We start from the raw sequence: 1,516 nt of genomic DNA, 5'->3' as shown, positions 1-1,516 counted from the left end.
CGTGTCCGAATGTTCGGAGACCGAACGCTTCGGCGAGCGGCGGCAGGCCGAGAGGCCCGTCAGCGAGGCGGGAGGGTGCCGGAGGTGACGGTATCGGCCTTGGCCGCGTCGGCGAGGGCCGCGGCGGCTGCCTCCGCGGCCTGCGCCGTGTCGTTGGCGGCCTGGGCGGCCATGCCGTCCGACGCTTTGTCGCGGGTGGCCGGCGACTGGGGCAGCGCCTCGGTGAAGGCCCGGGACACGCCTTGGAGCGCTGAGGTGATCTCGCTGGGGATCACCCAGAAGTTGTTGCCCGAGCCCTGCGCGAGTTCCGGCAGCACTTGGAGGTACTGGTAGGCGAGCAGCTTGGGGTCGGGATCATTGCGGTGCACGGCCTGGAACACCTCGTCGATGGCCCGGGACTGGCCCTCGGCCTGGAGGATCGCAGCGGTACGGTTGCCCTCCGCGCGCAGGACGGCGGCCTGCTTGTCGCCTTCGGCGGTGAGGATCTGCGACTGGCGCTGCCCCTCGGCCCCGAGGATCGCGGCCCTCTTGTCCCGCTCGGCTCGCATCTGCTTCTGCATCGCATCCTTGATGGACTGCGGCGGGTCGATGGCCTTGATCTCCACCCGGTTGACCCGCAGCCCCCACTTGCCGGTGGCCTCGTCCAGCACGCCGCGCAGCTGGCTGTTGATGGTGTCGCGGGAGGTGAGGGTCTTTTCCAGGTCCATGGACCCCACGACGTTGCGCAAGGTGGTGACGGTCAGCTGCTCGACGGCCTGGAGGAAATTGGCGATCTCGTAGAAGGCCGCCCGCGGGTCGGTGACCTGGAAGTACAGGACGGTGTCGATCTCGACGACCAGGTTGTCCTCGGTGATGACCGGCTGCGGTTTGAAGGAGACGACCTGTTCCCGCAGGTCGATCACCGGGTGCACGCGGTCGATGTAGGGGATGACGAGGTTGAGGCCGGGATTGAGGGTCCGGTGGTAGCGGCCGAGCCGCTCGACGTTGCGGGCGCGCGCCTGGGGCACGATGCGCACCGTCCGCACCACGGTGAAGATCGCGATGAGCGCGACGACCAGACCGGCGATGAGAAATGCGGAGGCTTCCATGGCTTCAGTCCCGGGGGTAGACGAACGCAGTGGTGCCGCTGATCTCCATGACGTCGACGGCCGCACCCGGAGGAATCACCAGCGTCTCGTCATAGGCGCGGGCCGTCCACTCCTCGCCGTCGATGCGGACCCTGCCCCCCATGCCCGTCACCTCCGAGACGACGTAGGCGGTCCTGCCGACCAGTGCGTCCACACCGAATCGCGCCGCCTGGGGCCGGAGCACGTGGCGCAACGCGACGGGGCGCACGAACAGCACGGTGACCGTGGCGACCACGGCGAACACCAGGAACTGGAAGGGGAGCGGCAGCCCGACCGCAGCGAACGCCGCCGTGACCAACGCGGCCGCGCTCAGCATTCCGAGCGCGGCAGTGAGGGTGAGGATCTCCGCCACAGCCAGCACCGCCGCGATGATCAACCAGATCAGCCAT

Annotated in this window: 2 protein-coding genes; both read right to left on the bottom strand. The window is 68.9% G+C overall.

Features of this window, described 5'->3' with window-relative positions:
- Nucleotides 1–59: 59 nt before the first annotated feature.
- Nucleotides 60–1,088 carry an SPFH domain-containing protein gene (locus RIM90_RS27160; protein WP_309063390.1) on the bottom strand — a complete coding sequence of 343 codons (1,029 nt, stop codon included), beginning with the start codon at nt 1,086–1,088 and terminating at the stop codon, nt 60–62.
- A gap of 4 nt (nt 1,089–1,092) precedes the next feature.
- On the bottom strand, nt 1,093–1,516 hold a 424-nt coding region (locus tag RIM90_RS27155), incomplete at its 5' end, for an NfeD family protein (RefSeq protein WP_309063389.1).

It is taken from the genome of Streptomyces sp. (assembly GCF_031181555.1).
In the GTDB taxonomy this organism is placed as follows: Bacteria; Actinomycetota; Actinomycetes; order Streptomycetales; family Streptomycetaceae; genus Streptomyces; species Streptomyces fimbriatus.
The sequence above is the reverse complement of the archived record's forward strand: the minus strand, read 5'-3'. Positions and strand labels throughout refer to the sequence as shown.

Bases quoted from the DNA above. Each gene is read 5' to 3' on its own strand.
- RIM90_RS27160 (WP_309063390.1), bottom strand. From the start codon at position 1,088: ATGGAAGCCTCCGCATTTCTCATCGCCGGTCTGGTCGTCGCGCTCATC.